Source organism: uncultured Lactobacillus sp. (genome assembly GCF_944327175.1).
Classification (GTDB): Bacteria; Bacillota; Bacilli; order Lactobacillales; family Lactobacillaceae; genus Lactobacillus.
In genome coordinates this window covers 1-4,426 of the sequence record NZ_CALVGT010000012.1, presented here as the reverse complement: position 1 = coordinate 4,426, position 4,426 = coordinate 1, and the positions used below count along the sequence as shown (strand labels likewise).

At 43.4% G+C, this 4,426-nt stretch carries 4 protein-coding genes; all 4 read right to left on the bottom strand.

The window, feature by feature from the left end; genetic code table 11:
- On the bottom strand, positions 1-1,997 hold a 1,997-nt coding region (locus tag Q0J41_RS01475), incomplete at its 3' end, for a DUF262 domain-containing protein (RefSeq protein WP_296225240.1).
- Positions 1,998-2,149: 152 nt separating this feature from the next.
- Entirely contained in the window at positions 2,150-2,329 is a 180-nt protein-coding gene (locus tag Q0J41_RS01470; protein ID WP_296225238.1) for a hypothetical protein, read from the bottom strand.
- Positions 2,330-2,335: 6 nt separating this feature from the next.
- The gene (locus Q0J41_RS01465; protein ID WP_296225237.1) at positions 2,336-3,646 is read right to left on the bottom strand and encodes a hypothetical protein; all 1,311 of its coding nucleotides are present in this window, start codon (positions 3,644-3,646) and stop codon (positions 2,336-2,338) included.
- A 154-nt stretch (positions 3,647-3,800) separates the two neighbouring features.
- Positions 3,801-4,256 carry an IS200/IS605 family transposase gene (gene tnpA / locus Q0J41_RS01460; RefSeq protein ID WP_296225235.1) on the bottom strand — a complete coding sequence of 152 codons (456 nt, stop codon included), beginning with the start codon at positions 4,254-4,256 and terminating at the stop codon, positions 3,801-3,803.
- Positions 4,257-4,426 lie beyond the last annotated feature (170 nt).

The window sequence follows — 4,426 nt, the reverse complement described above, 5'->3', positions numbered from 1 at the left end:
TTGTCAGTGCTCGTGTACAAGTAGACACCGTCAGCAACTTGGCTAAAGCCGTTTTCTGGGTGGTCAATCAGTACTTTTTCCAGTTTAGTTCGATCCCCTGCAATTAGTTGGCTCATAGGCACAGGATCAAGCTCATAGAGTGCCCGCACAACTCCGATATACATCTCTTTCCAGGTCCGTTTAGGCAGCTTATAAGGTGTATTCATCAGACTGTAGGAAGCGATCTTCACGTTAGCGTAGTTATTGTCATCATCAAGGCCATAAACTTCATTTTCAACAACCTTTGGCTGAAAATTACTGCTTGGCATTGGCCAGAGCTTCAAAGCCGTCTGCTTCAGATGTTCACTACGTTCTTTCAATTCCTTTTCAGTCCACTGGTCGCATCCCTTAACAAAATCGTTCAGTCTAAACCCGCTATGATCAAAGCCGTTCTCAGCCGTCTTTTTCTCGTAAAAACTCTTGTTGCTGTAGCTTGAATTATAAGCCGTCAAAGTCAAGTTGGCGAGACGGTTGTCCCAACGATCATAAATCGCTTGATAATCATCCCCAAGCTCTTTTTTCCACGCGCTTGACAGCGTCTGCGGCATAATATGTTCAATCGTATAGCGATTGTTCTGCATCCCGTCAATGACATTGACTCTCTCTAAGGAATCCTGGTTCTCTAGACGGTCAAAAAGATAGTACTTGGTCTGCTGCCGCATGTTATAGGCATCCCTGGTCTCAATGCTTTCCGCGAATTCATCATCCGTCGGGAAGTGTGAGACTTCCGTTTTAGACAGAAGCAAGTAGTTGATGATATCAACATAGTTGTCTGACTGGTCAACGTACTTAAGGGAGTCGCTAAACAGGGTCGCAAACAACTTGTTTAATGAATTATTCTGCATCCCGCAAATCAGTCGTCTGAAAATGTACGATTCAATACTCCCCAAAACAGCCGCGACTTCATCAGCGCTGACTTTACCTTCTTGCCAGTAGTCAAAAAGCGGCAGAATAAACGGTCTGGTAACACTCACTTCCAAGACAGCCAAACGCTTAAGCAACACGTTTACCTTAGTGCTTGGATTCTGCGCACTTCTGATCTGTTTCTCGTAACCTGCATACTTGAGCAAATCCTGCAAAACAGCTTCTGTGGTCAGCTTTTTCTGCTCAATGAAACGCTTAAAGACCAGATAGACCTTGCCCATGGCAGGAACCTTTTTGAGCTTGAAGGTTAAGTAGTTACGGATAAACTCAGAAACGTGATACTCGTTACCTTCTTCCGTATCAAGTTCAATCGGATGCCAATACTTGTTATAGAATTCTTCCTGCTGGTCGGCTGGCAGATTCATCAAGACAAAGTTTCTGATTTTATCGGCTTCGGTCAAATCAACACCGGTGGAGTTCAAGCTTTCAAAAATCAGCTGGGCATCATCTTCCCCTTGTCTGAGTGAAATATCAATTACAATGAGCCGTTGTATTGCATCCCAGAGCTCATCAACTGTGATCCTTTGCTTCAATATCTCATCTTGGAAAAATTTAAAGTTGGTGGTTTGATTAGACTCTTTTACATAGTCAGATTCTGGTCCAAATAGTTTCATCAAGGCTTCGGCATCATGCTTGACGGGCTGCAATTTATAATGGTCAATATTCTCTTTGTCTTTCACATGCCGGCAGATTAAATAATCCTCTTCAATTTCTTCAGCAACTAGGTCTGGATCTTTTGCTTCAATTTGACCATCTTCTAGTAGTTTAACCATAGCCAAAATAAGAAGATATACGGTAGTTAGGCGCTGTTGACCGTCGATAATTTGAAGTTTGCTGCTGTAATCTCCGCCAATTTCAACAATGCTACCGAAGAAGTGGGTGTCTCTATCCTCTTTTACCATATCAACCAAATCATCAAAAAGTTGTTGGCAGTTCGGAACTTTCCAATCATAATTTCTTTGGTATACAGGAATTTGTAGCTTAGTTTTTGAACCGTCAAACATCTCATAAATTGGTATCGCGGTACCCTTCATTTTCATTTCCTCACATTCTCTATAGATACTTATATGATAGCATTTTACTTTCTTAATGGCCTCTTAGCCTCTACTAAAAAACTCTTCCTAATTATGAAGCTGCCCTGTCAGCTTTTGCTAAGGAAGTTTTTACGACTGTGCCAGCTGAAATCTTAAGCCAGCAAAGCCGGCAAGCGGGTTGAAGGCATGCTTTGGTCAGAAATCCACTTTATCGACAAGGCTGGCAGGCTGACCACCAAAAGCTGACCCCAGCACAATATGCCCAGTATTTCAAGCAGCTCCTCCGCTTGCCCCCAATCAAAAAATGAGTCTGAGTTTTCGCTCAGGCTCATTTTTGCTTATTTCTTCTTGTCTAAACTTTCATGCAGCTTGTCATCATCAACTGGAAGTTCCTTTTTAACGAAGGCCTTGGAATCATCGACATTAGCAACAATCTCCTTAGCCATTTTGGAAATGTCAGTCTTTAAGTCAGTCGTGTCTGCCGGGCTGATTTCACTAAGTTCATCATAAAGCTCCCGGTCTTTTTTCGTCACCTTCATCTCCGGATGCTGCTTCTTGATTGAGATCCGGAGCATTTTTCTTCTGGCAAATTTTTCAAAGATGATATTCTGGTGTTCTTTTAACCAGCCGATCAAAAGGACTGCCAAGAGTAGCATCCCCATATAACCCAAAATCGGGTACATAAAGCTGATCAGCTGCTTAAAGCCGCCGAAGCTGCAGATGAAGCCAGCAACGGTAATGGCCACCATCAGCATTCTTATCTTCCCCTTGTCGCCAGACGAAAATCTTCTGGCAATCGAATAGTAGAGTGAGAAGGCCGTATTAAATATCAAAGCAAAAATCGTCAAGGCATAAACAAGGGCCAGGGCCGGATGAATTTGATTGACGATTGCCAGCATTGGCATGTCAGAATTTTTCACCAGATTAATATTGGCAAATAAGGAAAATGAAGCCGCTAAAACGATGATTCCGATCAGCAAGCCCCCCAGAAAGCCCCCCTTTTCGGCATTGCCAATCCGGACCATGGAGCCGCCAAGGATAAAGGCCATGGACACCCCGGTCATGGCACAGAGGGCGTAATAATTGATGACGGAAATCCAAACATTCCCCATTGCCGGCTTGATCGTCCTGGCCGCTTGCTCCAGCATGGTAAAGTCGTAGGACTTGCCGATGAAGGTGTAAGCCGTAAGCAGCAGAATCATGGCAATCATTATCGGGGTAAAAATCCCCAGCACACCTGTGATTTTGTCAAAGTCCAGAAAGGCGACCAGGATGACCAGGGCTGAACAGAGTAGACTGCCGATCCAGGGGGAAATCGAAAATTGCTGGTGCAAGTTGGAACCGGCCCCGGCAATCATGACAAAGCCCATTACGAAACTCCCCACAACCAGAACAATATCCAAGATTCTGGTAATAACCGGGTGGGTTATCTGGGAGAAAACCTGCTCATGATTATCCGCCCGGTAATAGCAGCCCAGGGTTACCATTATCCAGCCAAAAATTATGTTCAACAGGCCTAGTAAGACAACGCCGATCAAACCCTCTTTGCCAAAACTCAGGAAGTACTGGAGCAGGTCCTGCCCACTGGACAGACCTGCCCCAATTATGATCCCGATATACGCAAAGGCAATTTTCCAATATACTTTCACTACCTGAACTCCTTTCTTTATATGCCTTTAAAAAGTCAAGGCATGATGCTTTTCATCAATTCAAAATCTTTTCCTACTTGTATTATACTACAAGCTGGTCCAGATCTTTTTAATGATTAATTCACTGGATGGCAGGCCCGGAAGTCCACCTATTTCAATGGGTGGATGGATAGGGTTTGCCATCCTTTTTTGCATTGTAGATCTGATCGTTGATATATCTTTCTATGGTGTCTTTGGACATATTGCCTACAGTCCCAATGTAATAGCTGGATGACCATAAGTTGCCGCCCCAACATTTGTTTTTCCGTACGTCTGGGTGGTCTCGCAAAAATATATATCCAGTATGGCCCTTGAGAGCTTTCACTACTGAGCTGATAGATTTTGACGGTCTGAAGGAGATCATTGCATGGACATGTTCTGGCATAACTTCTAGTTTCTCAATCTGGATATCATTGCTTGTTGCCGTATCGATAATCAGCTCTTTCATCTCACTTGCCAGTTCGCTAGTCGTGAAGATCTGATTGCGGTATTTAGTGCACCAGATCAGATGATAATGGCAGTTGTAAACATAGCGTTTTGTATAGACAGTATCTTTCATCTTCTCAGTCATTGTCTTACCTCCCATGCAGCTAAACTACGAGCTTTCTTAAACCTTTATTTCAGTCATTGACTGGCTCTGCATGGTATAATTATAGCAAGAAAAGAGGTGAGAAAAAATGGCAAGAAAGCAATTGATGATCTCCATGTCGGATCTTCCTTATCATCTTGGAATTAAGATGA